General features: G+C 43.5%; 29 protein-coding genes. 23 read left to right on the top strand and 6 right to left on the bottom strand.

Going from position 1 to position 22,653, the window contains the following annotated elements; translation table 11 throughout:
* Window positions 1-34: 34 nt before the first annotated feature.
* A complete protein-coding gene (locus M3204_RS13130; RefSeq protein WP_251482552.1) occupies window positions 35-250 on the bottom strand; it encodes a CDGSH iron-sulfur domain-containing protein in 216 nt (71 codons plus the stop codon).
* A 151-nt stretch (window positions 251-401) separates the two neighbouring features.
* On the opposite strand from M3204_RS13130, the gene M3204_RS13125 reads away from it, so the two are divergent.
* Window positions 402-728 (top strand): iron-sulfur cluster biosynthesis family protein, encoded by a 327-nt coding sequence (locus tag M3204_RS13125; RefSeq protein WP_251482550.1) that lies wholly within the window; start codon window positions 402-404, stop codon window positions 726-728.
* 91 nt (window positions 729-819) lie between these two features.
* Window positions 820-1,365, top strand: a complete 546-nt coding sequence (locus M3204_RS13120; RefSeq protein WP_251482548.1) for a hypothetical protein — start codon at window positions 820-822, stop codon at window positions 1,363-1,365.
* Between the two features lie 210 nt (window positions 1,366-1,575).
* On the opposite strand, the gene M3204_RS13115 is transcribed toward M3204_RS13120, so the two are convergent.
* From M3204_RS13115 to M3204_RS13110, 3 genes are all read right to left on the bottom strand, one after another.
* The gene (locus M3204_RS13115) at window positions 1,576-2,523 is read right to left on the bottom strand and encodes an alpha/beta hydrolase (protein ID WP_251482547.1); all 948 of its coding nucleotides are present in this window, start codon (window positions 2,521-2,523) and stop codon (window positions 1,576-1,578) included.
* 93 nt (window positions 2,524-2,616) lie between these two features.
* Window positions 2,617-2,748 carry a hypothetical protein gene (locus tag M3204_RS23725; protein ID WP_023627442.1) on the bottom strand — a complete coding sequence of 44 codons (132 nt, stop codon included), beginning with the start codon at window positions 2,746-2,748 and terminating at the stop codon, window positions 2,617-2,619.
* Between the two features lie 74 nt (window positions 2,749-2,822).
* Window positions 2,823-3,725: a hydroxymethylglutaryl-CoA lyase gene (locus M3204_RS13110; protein WP_251482545.1), complete on the bottom strand. Its 903-nt coding sequence runs from the start codon at window positions 3,723-3,725 to the stop codon at window positions 2,823-2,825.
* Between the two features lie 149 nt (window positions 3,726-3,874).
* On the opposite strand from M3204_RS13110, the gene M3204_RS13105 reads away from it, so the two are divergent.
* From M3204_RS13105 to M3204_RS13080, 6 genes are all read left to right on the top strand, one after another.
* On the top strand, window positions 3,875-5,062 hold the full coding sequence (locus M3204_RS13105; protein ID WP_251482543.1) for an acetyl-CoA C-acetyltransferase: 1,188 nt from the start codon (window positions 3,875-3,877) through the stop codon (window positions 5,060-5,062).
* Between the two features lie 102 nt (window positions 5,063-5,164).
* Entirely contained in the window at window positions 5,165-5,854 is a 690-nt protein-coding gene (locus M3204_RS13100; protein WP_251482541.1) for a CoA transferase subunit A, read from the top strand.
* Between the two features lie 29 nt (window positions 5,855-5,883).
* Window positions 5,884-6,552, top strand: coding sequence for a CoA transferase subunit B (locus M3204_RS13095; RefSeq protein WP_251482540.1), 669 nt, complete (start codon window positions 5,884-5,886; stop codon window positions 6,550-6,552).
* 210 nt (window positions 6,553-6,762) lie between these two features.
* The gene (locus tag M3204_RS13090) at window positions 6,763-7,011 is read left to right on the top strand and encodes a YqkE family protein (RefSeq protein ID WP_251482538.1); all 249 of its coding nucleotides are present in this window, start codon (window positions 6,763-6,765) and stop codon (window positions 7,009-7,011) included.
* The gene (locus M3204_RS13085; protein ID WP_251482537.1) at window positions 7,008-7,532 is read left to right on the top strand and encodes a GrpB family protein; all 525 of its coding nucleotides are present in this window, start codon (window positions 7,008-7,010) and stop codon (window positions 7,530-7,532) included. Before M3204_RS13090 ends, M3204_RS13085 begins: the two co-directional genes overlap by 4 nt.
* A gap of 65 nt (window positions 7,533-7,597) precedes the next feature.
* Complete coding sequence (locus tag M3204_RS13080; RefSeq protein WP_251482535.1) at window positions 7,598-8,332, top strand: hypothetical protein; 735 nt, start codon at window positions 7,598-7,600, stop codon at window positions 8,330-8,332.
* Between the two features lie 144 nt (window positions 8,333-8,476).
* Here the strand turns inward: M3204_RS13080 and M3204_RS13075 are convergent, their stop codons facing one another.
* Together M3204_RS13075 and mciZ are read right to left on the bottom strand one after the other, a co-directional pair.
* Window positions 8,477-9,388, bottom strand: a complete 912-nt coding sequence (locus tag M3204_RS13075; RefSeq protein WP_251482534.1) for an aldo/keto reductase — start codon at window positions 9,386-9,388, stop codon at window positions 8,477-8,479.
* A 57-nt stretch (window positions 9,389-9,445) separates the two neighbouring features.
* A complete protein-coding gene (gene mciZ / locus M3204_RS13070) occupies window positions 9,446-9,595 on the bottom strand; it encodes a Z-ring formation inhibitor MciZ (RefSeq protein WP_251482532.1) in 150 nt (49 codons plus the stop codon).
* 76 nt (window positions 9,596-9,671) lie between these two features.
* Here mciZ and M3204_RS13065 point away from each other — a divergent pair, with 76 nt between their 5' ends.
* The 15 genes from M3204_RS13065 to M3204_RS12995 all read left to right on the top strand — a co-directional run bounded on the left by M3204_RS13065 (window position 9,672) and on the right by M3204_RS12995 (window position 22,630).
* The gene (locus M3204_RS13065; RefSeq protein WP_251482529.1) at window positions 9,672-10,223 is read left to right on the top strand and encodes an NUDIX domain-containing protein; all 552 of its coding nucleotides are present in this window, start codon (window positions 9,672-9,674) and stop codon (window positions 10,221-10,223) included.
* Window positions 10,223-11,389 (top strand): endonuclease Q family protein, encoded by a 1,167-nt coding sequence (locus M3204_RS13060; RefSeq protein ID WP_251482527.1) that lies wholly within the window; start codon window positions 10,223-10,225, stop codon window positions 11,387-11,389. Before M3204_RS13065 ends, M3204_RS13060 begins: the two co-directional genes overlap by 1 nt.
* 377 nt (window positions 11,390-11,766) lie before the next feature.
* On the top strand, window positions 11,767-12,408 hold the full coding sequence (spoIIM, locus tag M3204_RS13055) for a stage II sporulation protein M (RefSeq protein WP_251482523.1): 642 nt from the start codon (window positions 11,767-11,769) through the stop codon (window positions 12,406-12,408).
* A 115-nt stretch (window positions 12,409-12,523) separates the two neighbouring features.
* On the top strand, window positions 12,524-12,982 hold the full coding sequence (locus M3204_RS13050; RefSeq protein ID WP_251482520.1) for a Fur family transcriptional regulator: 459 nt from the start codon (window positions 12,524-12,526) through the stop codon (window positions 12,980-12,982).
* 220 nt (window positions 12,983-13,202) lie between these two features.
* Window positions 13,203-13,430, top strand: a complete 228-nt coding sequence (locus M3204_RS13045; RefSeq protein WP_251482518.1) for a YqzK family protein — start codon at window positions 13,203-13,205, stop codon at window positions 13,428-13,430.
* A gap of 5 nt (window positions 13,431-13,435) precedes the next feature.
* Complete coding sequence (gene xerD, locus M3204_RS13040; protein ID WP_251482515.1) at window positions 13,436-14,329, top strand: site-specific tyrosine recombinase XerD; 894 nt, start codon at window positions 13,436-13,438, stop codon at window positions 14,327-14,329.
* A 346-nt stretch (window positions 14,330-14,675) separates the two neighbouring features.
* Entirely contained in the window at window positions 14,676-15,857 is a 1,182-nt protein-coding gene (gene deoB, locus M3204_RS13035; protein WP_251482512.1) for a phosphopentomutase, read from the top strand.
* Window positions 15,858-15,869: 12 nt separating this feature from the next.
* Window positions 15,870-16,694 carry a purine-nucleoside phosphorylase gene (locus M3204_RS13030; RefSeq protein ID WP_251482510.1) on the top strand — a complete coding sequence of 275 codons (825 nt, stop codon included), beginning with the start codon at window positions 15,870-15,872 and terminating at the stop codon, window positions 16,692-16,694.
* A gap of 41 nt (window positions 16,695-16,735) precedes the next feature.
* A complete protein-coding gene (locus tag M3204_RS13025) occupies window positions 16,736-18,040 on the top strand; it encodes a pyrimidine-nucleoside phosphorylase (protein ID WP_251482881.1) in 1,305 nt (434 codons plus the stop codon).
* A gap of 454 nt (window positions 18,041-18,494) precedes the next feature.
* Complete coding sequence (locus M3204_RS13020; protein ID WP_285856983.1) at window positions 18,495-19,667, top strand: D-alanyl-D-alanine carboxypeptidase family protein; 1,173 nt, start codon at window positions 18,495-18,497, stop codon at window positions 19,665-19,667.
* A 186-nt stretch (window positions 19,668-19,853) separates the two neighbouring features.
* The gene (gene spoIIAA, locus M3204_RS13015) at window positions 19,854-20,204 is read left to right on the top strand and encodes an anti-sigma F factor antagonist (RefSeq protein WP_251482507.1); all 351 of its coding nucleotides are present in this window, start codon (window positions 19,854-19,856) and stop codon (window positions 20,202-20,204) included.
* Between the two features lie 3 nt (window positions 20,205-20,207).
* Window positions 20,208-20,648 carry an anti-sigma F factor gene (gene spoIIAB / locus M3204_RS13010; RefSeq protein ID WP_251482504.1) on the top strand — a complete coding sequence of 147 codons (441 nt, stop codon included), beginning with the start codon at window positions 20,208-20,210 and terminating at the stop codon, window positions 20,646-20,648.
* Between the two features lie 13 nt (window positions 20,649-20,661).
* The gene (sigF, locus tag M3204_RS13005) at window positions 20,662-21,420 is read left to right on the top strand and encodes an RNA polymerase sporulation sigma factor SigF (protein ID WP_251482501.1); all 759 of its coding nucleotides are present in this window, start codon (window positions 20,662-20,664) and stop codon (window positions 21,418-21,420) included.
* A gap of 180 nt (window positions 21,421-21,600) precedes the next feature.
* On the top strand, window positions 21,601-22,218 hold the full coding sequence (locus tag M3204_RS13000; protein WP_251482498.1) for a stage V sporulation protein AA: 618 nt from the start codon (window positions 21,601-21,603) through the stop codon (window positions 22,216-22,218).
* Window positions 22,208-22,630, top strand: a complete 423-nt coding sequence (locus M3204_RS12995) for a stage V sporulation protein AB (RefSeq protein ID WP_251482495.1) — start codon at window positions 22,208-22,210, stop codon at window positions 22,628-22,630. Before M3204_RS13000 ends, M3204_RS12995 begins: the two co-directional genes overlap by 11 nt.
* Window positions 22,631-22,653 lie beyond the last annotated feature (23 nt).

The raw sequence follows: 22,653 nt of genomic DNA, 5'->3' as shown, positions 1-22,653 counted from the left end.
AAAAGAGCAATGGAATGACCATTGCCCTCAAACATCATTCCGTTTCTTCAGATTGCGGAGCACGGACGACGGACTCGAACTTCCCTTTATGGGAAGCATCGCAAAACGGCATGTTTTTGCTCATTCCACAGCGGCAAAGAGAGAAAGCCGGCTTCGTTTCATATGCATTGCCGGCGCCATCCAGCAGTTCAACATCGCCGGTAATCCTTAATGATCCATTATCATTCACTTTAATCGTTACTTTTGTCAAAATAAACACTCCTTTCTAAGTCACAATTATCTTTGATAGTAGTAGTTAATCAGGAAAATTGCAAGATTATTTTGAAAGTCAGGCAGGGGTTTCAAAACGAAAAATGGAAAATGGTATGTTAAAATAAAAAAATCAGAAAGGGAGTGCAGTCATGAAGTTGAAAATCACCGAAGCAGCAGCAAATAAACTCAACGAAAAAATTTCAGGAAAACAAGGATATTTAAAACTGAAGTACGATATAGACGGCTGTGGCTGTGCAGTGAATGGTATTGCGGCCCTCTGGCTGGAAAGCGAGTGCCATGAGAATGAAAGTGAACTCAGTACAAGTGATATTCCTGTCTATATTGAAAAATCCAAGGAAGTCTTTTTTGATGAAGAGATGACGCTTGACTATAAGGAAGCTTCCGGCTGTTTTCAGTTGAAGAGTCCTAACGAATATTTAAATCCCCGAATGAGTTATTTTGATAAAACAATATAAAAAAAGTTTACAAATATTTGAAAAATAGGTTAAATAAGAGAGAAGGATGTAGGAATACATAGAAGTTTGATGAAAAGGCAGGAGGAGAACTATGGGGAATTTGCGGCGGGCAGCCATAATAGTCATGTGCATGATTGTATTGTCAGCGTGCGCATATAAAACTGCAGGGGAAGCAATCCAAAACGATATTCCGTTCAACATCAAACAGATTGTCCACAAGGAAGAAGTAAAGGATGGATGGCTAGTCTTTTACACAACTGAGCAAAAGGAAGGATCCAATACATTCGCCGCTCTTGCGGTCGCCTATATTGAAGGCAGCGAAAAAGAGGGCTGGGAAAATGTAGGGCATAACCACTGGACTTATTATAAAAATGATTTCATGATTTTGTATGCCGACACTTTCCATACCTATAATACAAATGGTAAATTGGATTCCAAGATTCCGGTTATCTTTGGAAAGGTCGTAAACCCTGACATCAAAACAATTGAGGCTGCAGGGGCTGATGGCAAGTTTACTAAAATAGAAATCTTTGAAAAAGAAAATGAACGCTACTATTACGCGATTGGCGATTATAAGGAAGTCAGGGCATTGAACGCTGACGGCAAAGAAGTCGATCGCCAGGGTGAAAAGCAGTAAAAGGTTGGCTCTTAGATGAGCCAGCCTTTTTTATTTCGCTCGCTCGGCTCAAAAAAGAGACAGGAACTGAATAGCGCTATCGGACAAAACAGAGTCGCAGGAAGAAAGAAATGTCCGATAGAAGGGTCCTATCAGACAAAACAGAGATGCAGGAAGAGAAAAATGTCCGATAGACATGCTGATTGGACACTTGGTTCGTAAATCAAACATCTAAGTCTCCAAAACAATATCCTCAGCATCTTGATCAGCTGCAAAAACATGTTCCTCAAGAAATTCATCAAGAACTTTCTCGTATTCCTGGCGGTTTTGGCTGTACGACTGAGCGTGATGGCCATTTTCGGCCATATACAGTTTCTTTGGCCCCTTCTTCTGTTCAAACAATGCCTCGGTCATCGAAGGCAGGATGAAATCGTCCTTGCGGCTATGGATGAAGAGGATTGGATTGTTTATATTCTCAATGACCGATATTGGCGAAACATCGTTAAGCGAATATTTGTCACGGATGCGAAGGAACAAGCTGGCGACTGGGAGCAACAGTCGCGGAGGAAGCAATTTGACCTCTTCCTTGATGCGATAGGCGAGCTGCTCGCTGAAGTCGGAAAAAGGGCAATCCGCAACATAGAAATCAGCGCCATCTTCAAGCATGCCGGCATAGAGGAGCAATGTAGCAGCCCCCATCGATTCTCCGTGGATTCCGAGAAATAGGTCAGCCCCTTTTTCTTCCCTTAGCCAGTCTACGACCGATTTCAGATCGAACTTTTCATAGTAGCCATAGCTTGTTGTCTTTCCGCCCGATTCTCCGTGGCGGCGATGGTCATAAATAACAGCATTGTAGCCTCTGTTTAAAAACAGATTCATATATTTTACGGAATTTGTTTTGCTCTGCGTCACCCCATGGGCAATGATGATGTACCGGTTTGTGTCGTGAGGTTCAACAAGGACGGCCTTCAATTGGTAGCCAAAAGAAGAAGGGATCGTTACTTCGCGTTTAGGCAAAGCCTCATATTCATCAGGTATCAAGTGGCCGGCCTCTGTTTCCCGGGTCAAAATTTCTTCATCCGCCTTCTTTTTCAAGAACATAAGTTTATTGGAGATATAAACCCCTAAAGAGGCAAGTACGAGCAGAAATGAAAATAAAACACGGAACGTCTTTCTCAAGCTCAACCCTCCGAATAATGCGTTTTTCTTTATTTTACCATTAGTATTAATAATACAAACATAAAAGACCGCCGGTGGGGGCGGTCTGAAAAATTATTGCTGTGAATTTTGTCGCTTTGTTGGATGAATTGCTTTTTCCAGATCCTCAGCGGCGATTTTCTGCTTTACATTGTCTGCGTTTGGCTTGCCTTGCTGGCTGTATCCTTTATCGCGTTTCTGGCTCATGTGATGTGCTCCCTTCAACTTATTGGCTTCACCTAATAAGATGGATTTCAGCAAGGAAGCTTATGCAACAAATTTTACACCATTACAGAATTCAGTCGAAAATAAGTGCTTTCAATCGGCCTTGAAATATGTGGCTGGATAATCTGGATTGCCTGGATCAGCTTATCCAGGTCGACACCAGTGTCAATTCCCATCCTATGCAGCATATAGACGACATCTTCGGTAGCCGCGTTCCCGGCAGCGCCAGGAGCGAATGGGCAGCCTCCGAGTCCGCCGGCCGAAGTATCATAACGCGTGATCCCTGCCTGAAGCGCAGCGAAAATATTGGACAGACCAAGCTTTCTCGTATCATGAAAATGGGCCGTCAATAGCACGTCTGGGTATGCTTCCTTCAATTTAGAAAATAATGAATAGGACTCATTGGGCGCAGCCATTCCGATTGTATCGGCCACACTCAATTCATCGACGCCAGCTTGAACAAACTCACCGCAAAGGGCAAGAACTTCATCCTCGTTGACCTTCCCTTCATATGGGCAATAAAAAGCAGTGGAAATGCAGGCGCGCACAAAGAAGTCCTTAGCCTTCAGTTCCGCGATCAATGGCAATACTTCGGCAAGGCTTTCTGCAGTAGACTTGTTGATATTTTTCTGGTTGAAAGTGTTGCTGACACCGACGAAGACAGCGACCGCTTTGCAGTCCGTCATATAAACGCGCTCGATTCCTTTTTTGTTTGGAGCGAGCACTATATTTCTTGTATTGCCGTCGAGACAATCAGTAACGATCTCGGCGGCATCGCCCATTTGCGGCACCCATTTAGGCGATACGAAGGATGTAAGCTCCATCTCTTTCAGTCCGGCACTTTTTAAAGCGCTGATAAAATCTTTCTTAATTTCTGTAGGAACGAAGCTTTTTTCGTTCTGGAGTCCGTCCCTTGGGCCAACCTCGATTATTTCAACCTTTTCAGGAAGCTGCAGCATTTTAAGTACCCTCCTTTTCAGATACCTTCATTGTAAATAGAAAATTTTTAAAAATGCAAGAATAAATAAAATTTTGATAAAATAAAAGGGATTTGATTCAAATCAATAGAAGTAAATAACATGTGAGAACTAGAGAAAGGGTGAGCAGTTTGAGCAAAACCGAAGCAGTAATCGTAGCTGCGGTAAGAACAGCAATCGGCAGCTTTAATGGTAGTTTGAAGAATATTTCTGCGCCGGAACTAGGAGCCGCGGTAATTAAAGATGCACTTAAGCAGGCAGGAGTCCAGCCGGATCAGGTGGATGAAGTCATCATGGGCAATGTCCTGCAGGCTGGCCTTGGGCAGAATCCTGCGAGACAGGCAGCAATAAAAGCGGGCCTTCCTGTAAGCGCTTCCTCTATGACGATTAATAAAGTATGCGGATCCGGCTTGAAGGCCGTCCACCTGGCAGCACAGGCGATTATCGCGGGAGATGCAGAAATCGTAGTGGCTGGCGGAATGGAGAATATGAGCCAAGCCCCTTATCTTTTGAAAAATGCCCGAGATGGCTTTAAGATGGGTGACCAAAAGCTCGTTGACAGCATGATTTCAGACGGTCTGTGGTGTGCGTTCAATGACTACCATATGGGTGTAACGGCTGAAAATCTTTGCACTAAATATGAAATCGGCCGCACGGAACAGGATGAATTTGCGGCTTCCAGCCAGGAAAAGGCCGCAAAAGCAATTGAAGATGGCAAGTTCAAGGATGAAATTGTCGCGATCCAAATTCCGCAGCGAAAAGGCGACCCGATTATTTTTGATACAGATGAATATCCGAAAAAAGGGACAACAGCTGAGAAACTTGGCGGACTGCGCGCTGCGTTCAAGAAGGATGGAAGCGTAACCGCAGGAAACGCTTCAGGAATCAACGACGGGGCAGCCGCTTTGGTTGTGATGAGCAGGGCAAAGGCAGCGGAACTGGGCCTTAAGCCGCTAGTTGTCATCAAAGGAAATGCGAGTGCGGGTGTAGATCCGAGCATCATGGGAATTGGTCCGGTCAACGCAGTCAAGAAAGCATTGGACAAAGCCGGCAAGACGATGGAGGACATGGAGCTGATCGAGGCGAATGAAGCCTTTGCTGCCCAGTCATTGGCTGTGGACCGTGAACTTAATTTTAACAAGGATATTTTAAACGTGAACGGCGGTGCGATCGCGCTGGGGCATCCAATCGGTGCGAGCGGGGCAAGGATTCTTGTAACCTTGATCCATGAAATGAAGCGAAGAAACGCGAAAACCGGACTTGCCACATTATGCATCGGCGGCGGACAGGGTGTAGCTACAGTCGTCGAACTCGCTTAAGATTCACATAAGTCATTTTTTTATTACTTAAATTACTGTCTAGCTCCAGCGCTTTCCGGCAGCCGGCGGCGCTTGAGCTTTTCGAATAAGGAGGAGAAACGAATGAAAAGAATTTGTACATCCTTTCAAGAAGCAGTAGCTGATATCCAGGATGGAGCAACCTTGATGGTTGGCGGTTTCGGGCTCTGTGGCATACCGGAAAATGCTGTGTTGGCACTTGTAGAAAAAGGGGTAAAAGATCTGACCGTCATCTCCAACAACTGCGGCGTGGATGATTGGGGCCTTGGCCTGCTGCTTAAAAATAAGCAGATTAAAAAAATGGTAGGTTCCTATGTAGGGGAAAACAAAGAGTTCGAAAGACAGGTTTTATCGGGTGAAATCGAAGTTGAGCTGATCCCGCAGGGCACTCTTGCTGAAAAAATCAGGGCAGGCGGCGCTGGCATTCCGGCATTTTATACTCCAGCCGGAGTAGGCACTCCTATCGCTGACGGAAAAGAAACACGGATGTTCAACGGCAAGGAATACTTGCTGGAAGAAGCGCTGACTGCAGATTTCAGCATTGTCAGGGCCTGGAAGGGCGACAAGATGGGCAATCTCGTCTACCATAAAACAGCAAGGAACTTCAATCCGATGATTGCTGCTGCCGGAAAGGTCACCATTGCAGAAGTCGAAAATCTATATGAAGTGGGCGAATTAGATCCGAACAGTATCCATACTCCAAGCATTTATGTCCAGTCATTGATTGAAGGCAATCAGGAAAAAAGGATTGAAAGGCTGACAGTGAGAAGTTAACTCTGGCTGATCATGAAAGGAGAAGGCATATGATTAAAAACAAAGGAAATGTACGGGAGAAAATTGCGCGCCGGGCTGAAAAAGAAATCGAGAACGGCTTTTATGTTAACCTTGGAATCGGGATGCCAACGCTTGTGGCTAACTTCATTTCCGAAGACAAGCAGGTTGTCCTGCAGTCAGAGAATGGATTGCTCGGAATTGGTCCATATCCGACTGAAGACAGCGTCGACCCTGATTTGATCAACGCCGGAAAAGAAACTGTTACAGCCATTCCAGGATCAGCCTACTTTGACTCTGCTGAATCATTTGCAATGATTCGCGGCGGACATATCAATATTGCCATCCTTGGGGGAATGGAAGTCTCAGAATCTGGTGATCTTGCAAACTGGATGATTCCAGGAAAGATGATCAAGGGAATGGGAGGCGCCATGGACCTCGTTCATGGAGCACGAAAAATCATCGTCATCATGGAGCATGTGAACAAGAATGGAGAAGCAAAGATTTTAAAGGAGTGCAGCCTGCCGCTGACAGGCAAAGGTGTTGTCAACCGGATCATTACCGATATGGCAGTGATCGACGTTACGCCTTTCGGGCTGAAGCTTGTTGAAGTTGCTGCAGGTTATACAGTTGACGATGTGATCAAATCAACAGATCCTGAATTGCAGGTAGATGATTCAGTAGTGTTAGATGCATATTGATTAATCCGGGGACGCCTTTAGTGGGGCGTTCCTTTCTTCTTTAGGAGGAGGAGCGTTAGATTTATTTAATTTACCTCAATTCGGTGATATAATTTTAAAAAAAAGTCTCAGTTATAGCCTAATGTAACAGAGCCGAAAAATGGTTCTGTTAAGCTGGTAAAATGAGAAATTGTAAACAAACTTAACAGACAAAGAACTGAGGGATCCACTGTGAAGAAGAAACAGAAACGCCAACAACCAGTTAAAAAAGAGGAGAAACCAGCAACATTGGGGGATCTTCTAAATCAGGATATCATGCAAAAATTAAAAGCCCAGCAACAGCAATTAAAGGAAGAAGAAGAAAAGAACAAGCAGGAAGAAATAAAGCGTAAAAAAGAAGAGCAGCGATTAAGGGAGAAGAACAAATCATTTGAAGAATTGTTTTCCGAAAGTGATATGGATTGGAAGAAGTTCAAATGACCAGAAGAAGAGTAGAGGTAGTGCCTTATCGAAGTGAGTGGAACGAGCTTTTTGACCAGGAGAAGAAACTCCTTGAATCACTATTAGAACCAGCAGAAGTGATCATCCACCATATCGGCAGTACGTCTGTTCCCGGACTCAGTGCCAAGCCGATCATAGACATAATGTTAGCAGCAGACAGTCTTGAACAAGTGGAAAAAGCAACTCCTGCCATTGTGGCTGCTGGCTACGATGCAAAGGGAGAAAACGGCATCCCAGGCCGCCGCTATTTTCAAAAAAGTGATGAAAATGGCATCAGAAAAATTCATCTGCACTCGTATGAAAAAGGCAGTCCTGAATTGCACAGGCACCTTGTTTTTCGCGATTATCTAAGGGCACACCCGGAGGAAGCCAGCAGATACGCCGCAGTAAAAGAAGAAGCTGCCCGCAAATATGAATATGATATCGAGTCGTACATAGAAGAAAAGTCTCCGCTTGTGAGGGAGCTTGAACAAAGAGCTATGCAGTGGAAACCTAGTTAATATACCCAGGTTTTGCTCCGGTTGCCAAAGGGCAATAAGGTAAAAAAGACAAAGGGGCAATTTTTGTGGTATTTTTTACATTTATACTGGCACTGGGATTCGTAGCAGTCCATTTATTTTCAAGGTACCTCCCATTCCTTGACAGCGCTCCGAGAAGCAGGCTGTTGTCAGCCGCCGGAGGTATTTCGGTCGCTTATGTATTCATCCACCTGCTTCCGGAATTGAATAAACATAATGAAGTTCTCGATAAAAACATCCAGTCAGATGCCCTGAAGTTTTTCGAAAACCATACTTATATTGTAGCTATGATCGGCTTGGCCATTTTTTATGGATTAGAACGTATGGTAAAAGTCTCAAAGAAGAAACAGCAAGAGCAGAACAATTTTAACCGTACGTCAAAAGGTGTGTTTTGGATCCATATCACCGCATTTCTCCTTTACAATGGCTTGATTGGATATCTATTGCTGCACGGTGAGCAAGAAACAGTTATAGGATTATTTTTTTATTTTATCGCGCTCGCGGTCCATTTCATAACGAGTGACCATGCACTTAGGGAAGCTCACAAAGAAGTATATGACAGAATCGGCAGATGGCTCCTGGCCGGAGCGATTGTGGCTGGCTGGGCAATCGGTATTGCTGTAATGGTGAACGAAAGCGTCATTGCCGTTTTATTTGCATTGCTGGCCGGCGGGGTAATTTTGAATGTAATGAAGGAAGAACTGCCTGAAGAACGTGAAAGTAATTTTTGGGCATTCGCGGCCGGGTTAATGGGATATACGATTTTGCTAATGATTGCTTAAGGGTAAATATTTAAAAACTTTTTAGCATACATTGAGTAGTCTAAAATACCCTTATTGGCAAACAAGGCGCCAAAGTTTAAAAAAAGGAACACATTTCGCAGGTAATTAACGAAATGTGTTCCATATTGAGGTTCAATTTAATTTTCACCTATGCTGCTCATACTTATTTGCTTTAGTAAACGAACGAATAAAGCTGAGTTCCTCTGGTGACAGCGAATCGGCTCTCGCTGCTCGGGCATTTTCTTTTATTTGCTCAACTGTGCTCGCGCCAGCAATTACAGATGCTACGGCTGGCTGTGCTAAATTATATTGAATGGCGACTTCAGCGAGAGAGCGTGTTGAAGCAAGATTTTCTTTTAATGACGGCAGCACCTTTTGCAGTTCCTCATAGGTATAGTCAAGATAGCCTTTGGCTGATGCCTTCTCTAGCATTTTGTCGCTAAGCATCCCTTTAGCGACTGTACCTCGTGTTACGACGCTGATGCCTTTTTCATGAAGCAGAGGAAGCACTGCTTCTTCTGGGCGGCGGTCAAGGATGCTATACTGCATCATAACAGATACGATATTTGATTTTTGAGCATACTCACGAATGACATTCGGCCTGATGGAGGAGATACCATAATACTTGATATATCCTTCAGATTTTAATTCTTCAAAGGCCTCAATCGTTTCTTCGATATTATCTTCGATTGTTCCGCCGTGCAGCTGATAGAGGTCGATATAATCGGTATTAAGCCTCTTTAGGCTCTGCTTGACGGCTTCTTTGATGTAGGCTTTTGAAGGATCCCATGTCCAGCTGTCCTTCGCCTCGTTCCATCGGTTCCCAGCTTTTGTTGCAATGATGATTTGATCTCTGACATTGCGCAATGCTTGTCCGACGATTTTTTCATTCTGGCCGAAGTCGTATAAATCCGCAGTATCGAAATAATTGATGCCTTCATCAAGTGCAGCTTCTAATACAGCCGCAGCATTTGCTTCATCAGTCCCCAGTGACATGCAACCAAGTCCAATTTCACTTACAAACAAATCAGATGAGCCTAATTGCCGTTTCCTCATAAAAATCACTCCGTTCTTTCGGGCTGGTTCCATTTTAACGAAAGGGAGGGAGTGCGTTCAACTTATCCGATTGTTAACTGTTTTATTGACGGAATTGATCCAGTCTTTCACCAGCTTGTGCTGTTTTTGGTATTCTTTTAGCTTTTGCTTGATCTCCCATGCCTTCCCTGCAAGTGTTATGCCTTGATCATGCACGTAAATCTTCATCAGCATACTCCTTTCGGATAAGTATGATAAAATGTATGAGCATTTAATAACGGAATAGAACAGGAGAGAATAAGTAATGAGACCTCTTGATGAAAAAACATTGAAAACGGAACAGATTTTTGCGGGAAAGGTAATCAGTCTGCAAGTAGATGATGTAGAACTGCCGAACGGAAAAGTTTCCAAAAGGGAAATCGTCAAGCATCCAGGGGCAGTAGCGGTGATTCCTGTAACTGCTGATAATAAGATCATCATGGTAGAGCAATATCGAAAAGCTCTGGAAAGGACGATCGTCGAGATACCCGCCGGGAAGCTTGAGGCTGGCGAGAAAACGGAGATTTGTGCTGCTCGCGAGCTTGAGGAAGAAACAGGCTATGAGTGCGCCAGCATGGAATGGCTCATTTCGTTCTATACGTCACCAGGGTTTGCAGATGAAATCATTCATGTATATAAGGCGATCGGCTTAGCAAAAAAGGAGAACCCTGCGACTACTGATGAGGATGAATTCGTCAACCTTATGGAAGTTACTTTGGAAGAAGCTGTCCAGTTAGTAAAAGAGCAAAAAATTTACGACGCGAAAACTGCCTTTGCAATCCAGTATTTGCAGCTGCAAGAGGCTTTGGGGAAATAATGCAGCAATACTTCGTCGATCTACATATCCATATTGGCAGGACGAAATCAGGACGGGCAGTTAAGATTACGGGCGCGAAATCGCTTACCTTCCACAATATAATCAGCCATGCGAGGGATCATAAAGGTCTGAATATGATCGGTATCATCGACAGCCATTCGCCTGAAGTACTCGAGGAAATGGAACAGCTCCTTAACGCAGGTGAGCTGCAGGAAAATCCTGATGGCGGTTTAATGTATGGTGGAATGAGCATCATCCTCGGGTCTGAACTCGAGATAAATGATAAGGATACACTGGGGCCAATCCATGTATTATGTTTTTTTCCATATTTGCAAACGATGAAGGATTTTTCCGGATGGCTGGCAAGGCATTTGAAAAACGTACATCTGAGTTCCCAAAGAGTGTACGTTTCAGGCAGAGATTTGCAAAAGAAGGTTAAATCACTTGGAGGAATCTTCATTCCTGCTCATGTGTTTACTCCTTTTAAAAGCCTGTATGGGAAAGGTGTACGTCAATCTTTAACCGAAGTTTTTGACCCGGAAATGATTGACGGCATTGAACTTGGTTTGAGTTCAGATACGAGGATGGCAGACCATATTTCGGAGCTCCATCGATATACGTTTGTCACGAATTCCGATGCCCACTCCCTGGCAAAAATCGCGAGGGAATACCAGAAAATTGAGATGGTCGCACCTTCATTCCATGAACTCTGTCTTGCTTTGAAACAAACAGACGGGAGAGGCATAAAAGCGAATTACGGCCTGGATCCGCAGCTCGGAAAGTACCATCGCACCGTTTGTGCAGAATGTTTCAGGCACAGCCTCTCAAACGACGCAACCTGTACCGAATGCGGGTCAATGAAAAAGGTAAAGGGAGTTGCCGACAGGATTTCGGAATTAAAGACAGCTGAGGAAGCGAATGTCAGCAGACCGCCATATATTCATCAGGTACCGTTGGAATTCATACCCGGTCTTGGCCCGAAAATGCTAGAAAAGCTTTTGGACCACTTCGGTACAGAAATGGCTGTCCTTCATTCAGTGCCTCTTGAATCATTGAAAGAAGTAATCCCGGAAAAGACAGCAATAATGATAGATAGAGCCCGCAACGGCCAGCTCGCCTTCCTTGCAGGGGGCGGGGGCAAATACGGAAAAATTGCGGATGTGTAAACCCGGTCATCTTTGGCCGGAATTTTTTTATCTAGGCTCTGTTAAGCTCAATGTTGTTATTTAACCCTGTTGATTGTAGTGGAGGGCGCGCAGACTCCTCAGAAAATGCTAACGTATTTCCATCGTGCGTGGGCAGTTTCGACGAAGCTCAGGTCAATGTCCTGCGGGCTTAGCTGGTCAGGTGAGACCCCGCAGGAGCTTGCGACGAGGCGGCTCAGCGCCAAGCCCCGCGGAAAGCGAAGCGCCTGGAACGAAAATCAACAGCCTAATTTAACAGAGCCTTTATCTATTAAAAGGACCGGAAATTCATCACTCTTAGTCATAGACTGCTAGACCGTGCATATGATGATAGTAACCAATATGCAGGAGGAAGAGTGATGAAGAAACGAAAGTACCAGGACGTCGTAGCAAATCATTTGCGAGAATATTCCTCAATCTATCTTTTTGTTATTGTCCTGTTTTTGATGGGAGTCATTTTTGGCGCTGTTATCGTAAACAGCCTCAGCTTCACACAAAAAGAGGATTTATTCTATTATTTATCGCAATTTTTTGGACAGGCAGCAACCGGCAAGGTAGCCGATGGCAGGGATCTATTTCTGCAAAGCTTCTTGCACAATGGGAAATTCATTGGTCTCATCTGGATTTTAGGGGTCTCAATCATTGGCCTTCCTGTAATATTGATCCTTTTATTCATGAAAGGTATGGTCGTTGGCTTTACGGTAGGATTCCTTGTAAACCAAATGGGCTGGGATGGCTTCCTGTTATCATTTGTCTCCATTCTGCCGCAGAACTTTATCATCATTCCGGTATTCATCATTACAGCGGCAATGGCAGTTACTTTTTCATTGAAGATGATCCGCAATCAATTCATGAAAAAAATAAACCAGCCGATCATGCCGCAGTTTTTCAGGTACATTTTTTCATTTGTAGCTGCAATCGTGTTCCTGGCTGCAGCGGCAGCAATCGAAGCTTATTTATCACCGGCGCTTTTAAAAGCGGTTATCAACTCGGTTAATTAAAATGATTTTTATTTTATAATAACTATTGTTTCTTATTTGTAATAATTTTATTTTGAATCTTATTTCCCTTCTGATATAATAAAAGAACAGTGGCGGGGGAGTGAGAGTTATCGAAATGGAAAACAGAATTGAGAGAATCAAGAAACAGCTGCATTCGTCCAGCTATAAATTAACGCCGCAGCGTGAAGCGACCGTTCGCGTTTTACTTGAACATGAAGAAGACCACTTGAGTGCAGAGGATGTTTATTTGCTTGTCAAAGAAAAATCTCCTGAGATCGGGTTGGCAACAGTATACCGGACACTTGAACTACTGACTGAACTGAAAATTGTCGATAAAATCAACTTTGGGGACGGCGTGTCCCGTTATGATCTCCGCCAGGAAGGCGCTGCCCATTTTCATCACCATCTTGTCTGCATCGAATGTGGAGCGGTTGATGAAATCCAGGACGACCTTCTCGAAGATGTAGAAGAAATCGTTGAAAGAGACTGGAAATTTAAAATCAAAGACCACCGCCTGACTTTCCACGGCATTTGCTATAGATGCCAGGAAAAAGAAACGGCTGCATCTGAATGATATGATACCCTTTTCTCCCTAGAGAAAAGGGTTTTTATTTTAGCTGCGTTTTTTTGGCTGTGAAATCAACAAGTCTACGAAAAGAGCCTTTGATAAAGAATTCGTAGTAGTTGGGATGATAAAGTGACACAGGTTCTGAAAATAGCGAGGCTGCAAGGTATAATTCTTGTCCAACATGGCATAAAGATTAGTAAATGATCTATAGACGGGGGCAAGAAATATGAAATCCTGGTTCGGATTGATCCTGCACACTTTGAAAGTGTTTATATTGTTCACTGGATGCACAATCTTATTCTATTATGGTATCATGTGGATTAACGAAGAATATGAGAGTTACCACCGATATGACGCACCGGAGGGAGCAGCCATAAAGGTTTCGGGTACGACTGACCAAAAGGATGGAAGTTTGCTCGAAAGGCTGTTACTGTTTTATCTGAATGGGGAGTAATAATAATGGAAGACAGGCTTGATGACTTTATCCACTTTTTAGTTGTTGAAAAAGGACTTTCGAAAAATACGATCGTATCCTATAAACGAGATTTGAAAAGCTATATTACTTATTTGAAAAATGTAGAGCAGCTGGCTGATTTAAATGAGGTTCAGCGCCCGCAGATCGTCCATTTCCTGAGCCACCTGAAGGACTCGGGGAAATCTTCAAAGACCCTCGCAAGGCATATTGCTTCTATCCGGGCCTTCCATCATTTTTTGCTGCGCGAAAAAGCAGTGGACCATGATCCAACCGTACACATTGAGAGTCCGCAGCATGAACGTTCATTGCCTAAGGTACTTAGTATGGAAGAGGTCGAGACCCTTCTTGAAAGCCCTAAGCTTACCGACCATTTTGGCTATCGAGATAAAGCGATGCTCGAGATGTTGTATGCTACCGGGATTCGCGTCAGCGAACTGATTGGTCTTAAAATGTCGGATGTGCACCTGACGATGGGCTTTGTCCGCTGCATGGGAAAAGGGAGCAAGGAACGGATCATTCCGATTGGCAAAACTGCTTCGGGTGCAATTCAACAATATCTCGAAAATGGCCGGCCCAAACTCGTTTCAAAAAAGCACCGCGATGACTCATTGTTTTTGAATCATCACGGGAAGGGTCTGTCACGCCAGGGTTTCTGGAAGATTTTAAAACGGCTTGCGAATGATGCAGGAATCGAGAAGGAATTGACACCACATACAATGCGCCATTCATTTGCTACTCATTTGCTTGAAAATGGTGCCGATCTGCGAGCGGTCCAGGAAATGCTTGGGCACGCTGATATATCAACGACACAAATATATACGCATGTCACGAAAACGAGGTTAAAGGATGTTTATTCGAAATTCCATCCTCGGGCGTAGTAGTTGGCTGTTTCCTCATTAATGGTTGATTCTGGTGTCGAGCTCTTTTAGAGAAGTTTTCTGAACCAAGAATGCAAGGTGAAATGAAAAATCCTGAAGCCGATTTTTACTTCTGTGTGAGAAAGCAACAAAGTTTGCGAAAAGAGCAATAGTTTCATAGAATTGTCATAAAAGCTGGCGCAGATGTCAGCTTTTTTTCTTGTTTTTTTCATTTTATTTAGTACAATGAGGATGTCAGACTTCTGACAAATGAAAACGCAAGCATCAGATTATCCTGAATAAAAAAGGGTAACATAAAATTGTTAAAACGGTGGAAACGCATTTAAACTTTTAAGGAGGAGAAGGAATGTCGCATACATATAAGCGGGTGTTTTTGATCGTCATGGACTCCGTCGGGATCGGTGAAGCACCAGATGCAGAAAAGTTCGGAGATAAAGGGTCACATACACTTGGTCATATAGCTGAACGGATGAACGGTCTGAACATGCCAAACATGGGAAAGCTTGGACTGAGCAATATCGAGGAAATTAAAGGGATTGAGCCTGCACAAAAGCCGTTGGCTTACTTCACAAAGATGGAAGAAGCCTCAAACGGAAAGGATACAATGACTGGACACTGGGAAATCATGGGCCTTAACATCCAAACGCCGTTCCAGGTGTTTCCGGATGGATTCCCAGATGAATTGATTTCGGAGCTTGAAGCACGGACAGGAAGAAAAATTATCGGCAATAAACCTGCAAGCGGCACTGAGATCCTGGATGAGCTTGGCGAAGAGCATATGAAAACAGGCGCTTTGATTGTCTATACTTCTGCTGATTCTGTATTGCAGATTGCTGCTCATGAAGAAATCGTGCCTATCGAGGAACAGTATGAAATCTGTAAAATCGCAAGAGAACTGACTCTTGATGAAAAATACATGGTAGGAAGAGTGATTGCAAGACCTTTCCTTGGAGAACCTGGAAACTTCAAGCGTACTTCAAATCGCCATGACTATGCATTGAAGCCATTTGGCAGGACGGTTATGAATGAATTGAAGGATTCCGGCCTTGATGTGCTGGCAATTGGTAAAATCGCGGATATTTATGACGGTGAAGGAGTGACTGAATCACTTCGAACTATTTCGAATATGGATGGAATGGATAAGCTGCTCCAGACATTGGATCAGGATTTCACCGGTTTGAGCTTCTTGAATCTTGTTGATTTTGATGCATTATTCGGACACCGCCGCAATCCTGAGGGCTACGGGAAGGCACTAGAAGAATACGATGCTCGCCTGCCTGAAGTATTCTCAAAATTAACAGAAGATGACCTGCTCATCATCACTGCAGACCATGGCAATGACCCAGTCCATTACGGGACAGACCACACACGTGAATATGTGCCTCTGCTTGTATATTCAAAGGGAATGGCAGAAGGAAAAGAATTGCCTGTGCGTAAAACCTTCGCAGATATCGGTGCTACAGTTGCGCAAAACTTCAATGTGCAAATGCCTGAGCATGGCACAAGCTTCCTAAAGGAATTGAAATAAGGAGTGGAATTCATGGATTACAATCAAATTCAAACAGCAGCATCTTTTATTAATGAAAAGCTTCAACAGCAGCCTAAGATCGGGTTGATCTTAGGTTCCGGACTAGGTGTCCTTGCTGAGGACATCGAGAACCCTGTCAAAATCCCTTATAACGAAATTCCAGGTTTCCCCGTTTCCACTGTTGAAGGGCACGCAGGTCAGCTTGTGTGCGGACAGTTGAGCGGTGTGGAAGTCATTGCGATGCAAGGACGCTTTCATTATTATGAGGGCTACAGCATGGATAAGGTCACTTTCCCTGTCCGCGTGATGAAAGAGCTGGGTATTGAAAGGCTAATTGTTACGAACGCAGCGGGCGGAGTGAATGAAAGCTTCGAGCCAGGCGACTTAATGATCATCACGGACCATATCAATAACATGGGAACAAATCCTCTGATCGGGCCAAATGACTCGCGTTTTGGCGTGCGATTCCCGGATATGAGCGAAGCATATTCTAAAAACTTAAGAGGCATTGCGAAAGAAGTAGCTGAAAAGTGCAATATTACTATTAAAGAAGGCGTTTATGTTGGAAATCCGGGACCTGTTTATGAAACGCCTGCAGAAGTAAGAATGGCTCGTACAATGGGCGGAGACGCAGTCGGAATGTCTACCGTACCGGAAGTCATTGTCGCAAGGCATTCTGGATTAGAAGTGCTGGGTATTTCTTGCATTTCAAATATGGCAGCAGGAATCCTAGACCAGCCATTGAGCCATGATGAAGTGATCGAAACGACTGAAAAAGTAAAATCAAGCTTCCTCTTGTTAGTAAATGAAATTGTGAAGAAAATTGGGGATAAGTAAATCATAGCTTCCCGGCTAAATATAGATAAGTGGTGATAATGATGAGAATGGTTGACGTTATCGAAAACAAACGTGACGGACACGAGTTATCAACTGAAGAGATTCAGTTTTTTATCGATGGATACACTGCGGGTACGATTCCTGACTATCAGGTAAGTGCTCTTACAATGGCAATTTTCTTTCAGGGAATGACTGAAAAAGAACGCGCAGATCTAACAATGGCAATGGTGAAGTCCGGTGACCAGATTGATCTATCTGCTATTGAAGGCGTAAAAGTCGACAAACACTCAACTGGCGGCGTAGGCGATACAACAACTCTTGTATTGGGGCCATTAGTAGCCGCTTTAGGTGTTCCAGTCGCAAAAATGTCAGGGCGCGGCCTTGGCCACACAGGCGGAACAATCGATAAGCTTGAGGCAGTTGAGGGCTTCCATGTAGAAATTGACAATGAGGAATTCATCAATCTTGTTAATAAAAATAAGATTGCGGTTATCGGCCAAAGCGGGAATCTGACTCCGGCTGATAAAAAGCTTTATTCATTGCGTGATGTAACTGCTACTGTTGACAGCATTCCTTTGATCGCAAGCTCAATCATGAGCAAGAAGATCGCAGCTGGCGCAGATGCAATCGTTCTTGACGTTAAAACTGGTGCAGGCGCATTCATGAAGACGCTTGATGATTCCCGCGAACTGGCTAAAGCGATGGTTAGAATCGGAAACAATGTCGGCCGCAGGACAATGGCTGTTATTTCTGATATGAGCCAGCCGCTTGGATACGCGATTGGTAATGCTCTCGAAGTAAAAGAAGCAATCGATACCTTGAAGGGTGAAGGACCTGAAGATTTAACAGAACTTTGCTTGACGCTTGGCAGCCATATGGTGTTCCTTGCTGGAAAGGCAAACTCACTCGGAGAGGCACGGAGCATGCTTGAGGAAGTCATCAATAATGGTTCTGCCCTAGAAACTTTCAAAGTATTCTTAAGCTCTCAGGGCGGTGATGCTTCTGTTGTCGACGATCCAAGCAAACTCCCTCAGGCCAAGTATACGTTCGAACTTGAAGCAAAAGAAGCAGGCTATGTTTCTGAAATCGTTGCTGATGAAGTTGGAACTGCCGCAATGCTCCTAGGAGCAGGAAGGGCGACAAAAGAATCTGAAATCGATTTGGCTGTTGGTCTAATGTTACGCAAGAAAATTGGCGACAAGGTAGAAAAAGGCGATTCACTTCTGACTATCTACAGTAATTTTGAAGATGTAAATGAAGTAAAAGAAATGCTTTACGAAAATATCAGGATTTCAAGTGAGCATGTCGATGCACCGATTCTTGTACATGAAGAAATAACTGAATAAATGTAATCATGCAAAGTAGCTGATCCAAAAGGTCGTTAGAATACGATCTAGTGGGTCAGTTTTTTTTTCAAAGGAATAATTTAGTGATTGTCGTTGTTAAAATGAACGATTTTTTATATGAAAAAATAATAACCTTCTTTTATTGGAGAATAAGCCCCATAACATCTACCACAACCGGAAATGTCCATAAAAGCTCCTCTCTTAGACATTTTGACATCTACCACGACCGGAAATGTCCATAAAAGTACCTTTCTTAGACATTTTGACATCTACCACAACCGGAAATGTCCTAAAAGCTCCATTCTTAGACATTTTGATTTCAAATGAGTAGATAAGTGCTACAGACGAGACCTCTTATTTACAAAAATCACGGATTTACATCCCTTGCCTGTATAAAATTGGATTCATTGGAAAAAATAGACCCTATAAAGATAGGAGGGTTATGGCCATGAATCTGAAAAAGTTAGCGAGTTTAATGCTTGTTTTTATTATGGGCACTGCTGTTATATCTCCAAAAGGATTTGCAAATGAAGGAGATCCGGGACTGGCGAAGGATGCCAGCTCTGCAATTTTGATTGAGCGGGACACAGGCCAGGTCTTATTTGAAAAGAACAGCAAGGAGAAGCTTCCTCCAGCAAGCATGACAAAAATTATGACAATGCTTCTTATCATGGAAGCTCTCGATGAAGGAAGACTCAAAATGGATGAAAAAGTCCGTGCAAGTGAGTATGCAGCTTCTATGGGCGGTTCACAGATTTTTCTTGAGCCTGGAGAAGAAATGACTGTCGAGCAAATGCTCAAAGGAATCGCGATTGGTTCAGGGAATGATGCCTCTGTGGCAATGGCAGAACGGATTGGCGGTTCAGAAGAAGCGTTTGTGAAAATGATGAACGATAAAGTAAGAGAACTGGGCTTGAAAGATACCGTTTTTAAAAACACAACTGGATTGCCAGTAGATGGTCATTTCAGCTCAGCTTATGATATGGCGATGATGGCGAAAGAACTGCTGAAATATGAGAAAATCACTAAATTTACAGGAACATATGAAGATTATCTCCGTGAGGATTCCGAAAAGAAGTTTTGGCTTGTCAACACGAACAAGCTTGTCCGTTTTTATCCAGGAGTGGATGGTTTGAAAACTGGATTCACGAATGAAGCTAAATATTGCTTGACTGCCACAGCTCAGAAAGATGGTATGCGTGCAATCGCTGTCGTATTCGGTGCACCAACATCGAAGGCAAGGAATGCTCAGGTAACGAAGATGCTTGACTATGCTTTCAGTCAGTACCAAACACATCCGATGTTCAAGAAAGGTCACCCGCTTGGCAAAGCAGTGATCAGCAAGGGCGATAAGAAAACGATCAATGCAGTTACATCTGAAAGTGTCTCCCTCCTGACAAAAAAAGGTGAAGACATAAAGGATGTAAAACAGAAAATCACATTAGATAAAACCATGAAAGCACCAATTGAAAAAGGTGATAAAGTAGGGACTTTGAAGCTCGTGAAAAATGGAAAGACACTTGCCGAAACTCCGCTTGTCGCAGATAAATCCGTAGAAAAAGCAAGCTGGTGGATCCTGTATAAACGCTCATTTGGAATGTTTACTCGCGCAGGAAGCCAGAATTAACAATTAACAGCCAGTGGAAAGCACAGCTCAAACGCAGTATCTCTATCTAGCTGGCGTGTGGCAATGTCGAATGGTCTGCCATTCCATCTAGTTTTAGCGAAATCGCACTAGTTTTGTTCTTAAGAAGGATTTGCCTTAAGAAATGGAGAATTTGACTCACTATACCAGATAAGGAGGCTTTGGATAGTGAGTCTTAACATTGATATGGAAGTGAAGCATGACGTCTTATTGATTCGAGTTAGTGGTGAATTAGACCACCATACAGCAGACCAGCTTCGCGCGCAGGCAACAAAAGCCCTTGAAAACGAAGAAGTCCGCCACATTGTCTTGAACCTCGAACACCTCACCTTCATGGATAGTTCGGGTCTAGGGGTAGTTTTAGGAAGGTATAAACAAATCAAGCAGCTTCATGGAGAGATGGTAGTTTGCGCGATTTCTCCGCCAATCAAGAGGTTATTTGATATGTCGGGATTATTCAAGATCATCCGTCTTGAACCGTCAGAAGAATATGCATTAGAGAGATTGGGGGTTGCTTGATCTATGAAGAATGAGATGAATCTTCATTTTAGCGCGTTAAGCCAAAATGAATCTTTTGCCCGTGTGACGGTCGCTGCATTCATTGCTCAGCTGGACCCAACGATGGATGAGCTAACCGAAATCAAGACAGTTGTATCTGAAGCAGTCACGAATGCGATCATCCATGGCTATGAAAATGATGCCACTGGAATGGTATTCATTTCTGTGCTGCTGGAGGATGGGACTGTTGAAATGCTGATAAAAGATGAGGGAATTGGAATCCCAGATATTGATGAGGCGATGCAGCCTCTTTACACATCCAAACCTGAACTTGAAAGATCAGGGATGGGATTTACGATCATGGAAAATTTCATGGATGAAGTACAAGTGAGATCAGAGCCCGGCTTTGGGACAGAGATTCGTTTGAAAAAGCACCTGTCAAAGAGCAAAGCGCTGTGCAATTAAGGGAGTTCTGCCTATGGATGTGGAGGTAAAAAAGGATAATAGCCAAACGTATCTTAAGGACCATGAAGTCAAAGAACTGATTTTGAGAAGCCAGCAAGGGGAACAGGCCGCCAGGGATTTGATTGTCCAGAAAAACATGCGGCTTGTATGGTCTGTCGTCCAGCGCTTCCTCAACAGGGGGTATGAACCTGACGACCTGTTCCAGATTGGCAGCATCGGCCTCTTAAAATCAGTTGATAAATTTGACCTGTCTTATGACGTGAAATTTTCAACGTATGCCGTTCCGATGATCATTGGTGAAATCCAGCGGTTCATCAGAGATGATGGCACAGTGAAAGTGAGCAGGTCATTGAAAGAAACCGGCAATAAAATCAGGAAAGCGAAAGACGAGCTTTCCAAGAATTTTGGCAGGGTGCCTACTGTCAATGAACTAGCTGAGTTCCTTGATCTCTCTCCTGAAGAGGTCATCATGGCTCAGGAAGCAAGCCGCACTCCTGCTTCCATCCATGAAACAGTATACGAAAATGATGGAGACCCTATTACTCTGCTCGACCAGATTGATAATGGGGAAGAAGGAAGATGGTTTGATAAAATCGCCCTGAAAGAAGCAATCAACGAATTGGATGAACGTGAAAAGCTGATTGTTTACTTGAGGTATTATAAAGATCAAACGCAGTCTGAAGTGGCATTGCGGCTGGGAATATCCCAAGTGCAGGTGTCACGTCTGGAAAAGAAAATACTCCAGCAAATGAAAGGCCGCATGGATATCTAATCCATGCGGCTTTTCTTTTTTTTTGATTTATTGAATTAATCAAATCTCCGCGAGTGTATTCAATATCATTTAAAAACCTCTGTTCCTGTTGGATTCTTAACCAATTATTGGACTTCATGAAAAAACTGCAGCTATACATACTAAATATACAAGGAAAACAATGTGTTGGAAGTGAATCTGATGGAAAAAACGATTTATATCCGCATGCGTAATCGAGTCCAGGTCAAGCCAGAGGAATCACTTTTGTTGAAGGATATTGCGCAGATCATCGCTGGCGAAGAAATATATGACAAGCTGGCAACGCTGCAGGTCATGAAAATTACACCCAAGGACCATATCCACATTATTGACGTCATGAAGGTCATCAAGTTTATCACAGGGATATTTCCTGAGTATGAAGTTCAGGCTCTCGGACCGCCACAGACAATTATTGAAGTGATCTATAGGAAAAAAGGAATGTCAATCCCTTACTTTTTCCTCGTCTGGTTTTTATTGTTTTTCGGTGCAGCCCTGACCATCATGAATTTCCATGAGGATGTCAGCATGCAGAGTGTCCAGGAAAGGCTTTATACAATGTTGACTGGAAAAGAAGAAGAAAAACCGTTGTTATTTCAGATTCCTTACTCAATCGGAATTGGTCTTGGAATGATTTTATTTTTTAATCATGTATTCAAGAAGAGGATTAATGAAGAGCCTAGCCCGCTCGAAGTTGAAATGTTCAATTATCAGCAATCACTTGATCAATATGTGATCCTGCATGAAAACAAAGAAAGTGTGAAACACATCGATGACCATTAGTGTCCTATTCATCTTGTTAGTAGGATTTGCAAGCGGGCTGGCGGTGGGCTCGGGATTTGTGGCGTTTTTGACCGTGCTTGGAGTGATACCGAGACTTACCCAACTCACTAAGACGATGAAAATGATTTCCTGGTATGAATGGGCAGTGGTTTTAGGCGCATTATTGGGTACAGCCGGAAGCTTAAGGGACCCGATCCTGAACTTCTCCCCGTACGTTACCATTCCGCTGGGACTGGCAGGAGGTGTTTTTGTTGGCATGCTGGCCGCTGCGTTAACGGAAGTACTGAACGTTCTCCCTATCCTGGCAAAAAGAATCCGGGTGGATGACAAGCTTGAGACATTACTGATGGCAATCGTTCTAGGCAAAGTATTTGGTTCTTTGTTTCATTGGATTTACTTTGTTGGACGATAAAAAATGAAGAAGCAGAAAGGACG

It is taken from the genome of Mesobacillus subterraneus, from assembly GCF_023715485.1.
Taxonomy (GTDB): domain Bacteria; phylum Bacillota; class Bacilli; order Bacillales; family Cytobacillaceae; genus Mesobacillus; species Mesobacillus subterraneus_B.
Note: the sequence above shows the minus strand (reverse complement) of the source record. Positions and strands in the feature narration are given on the sequence as shown.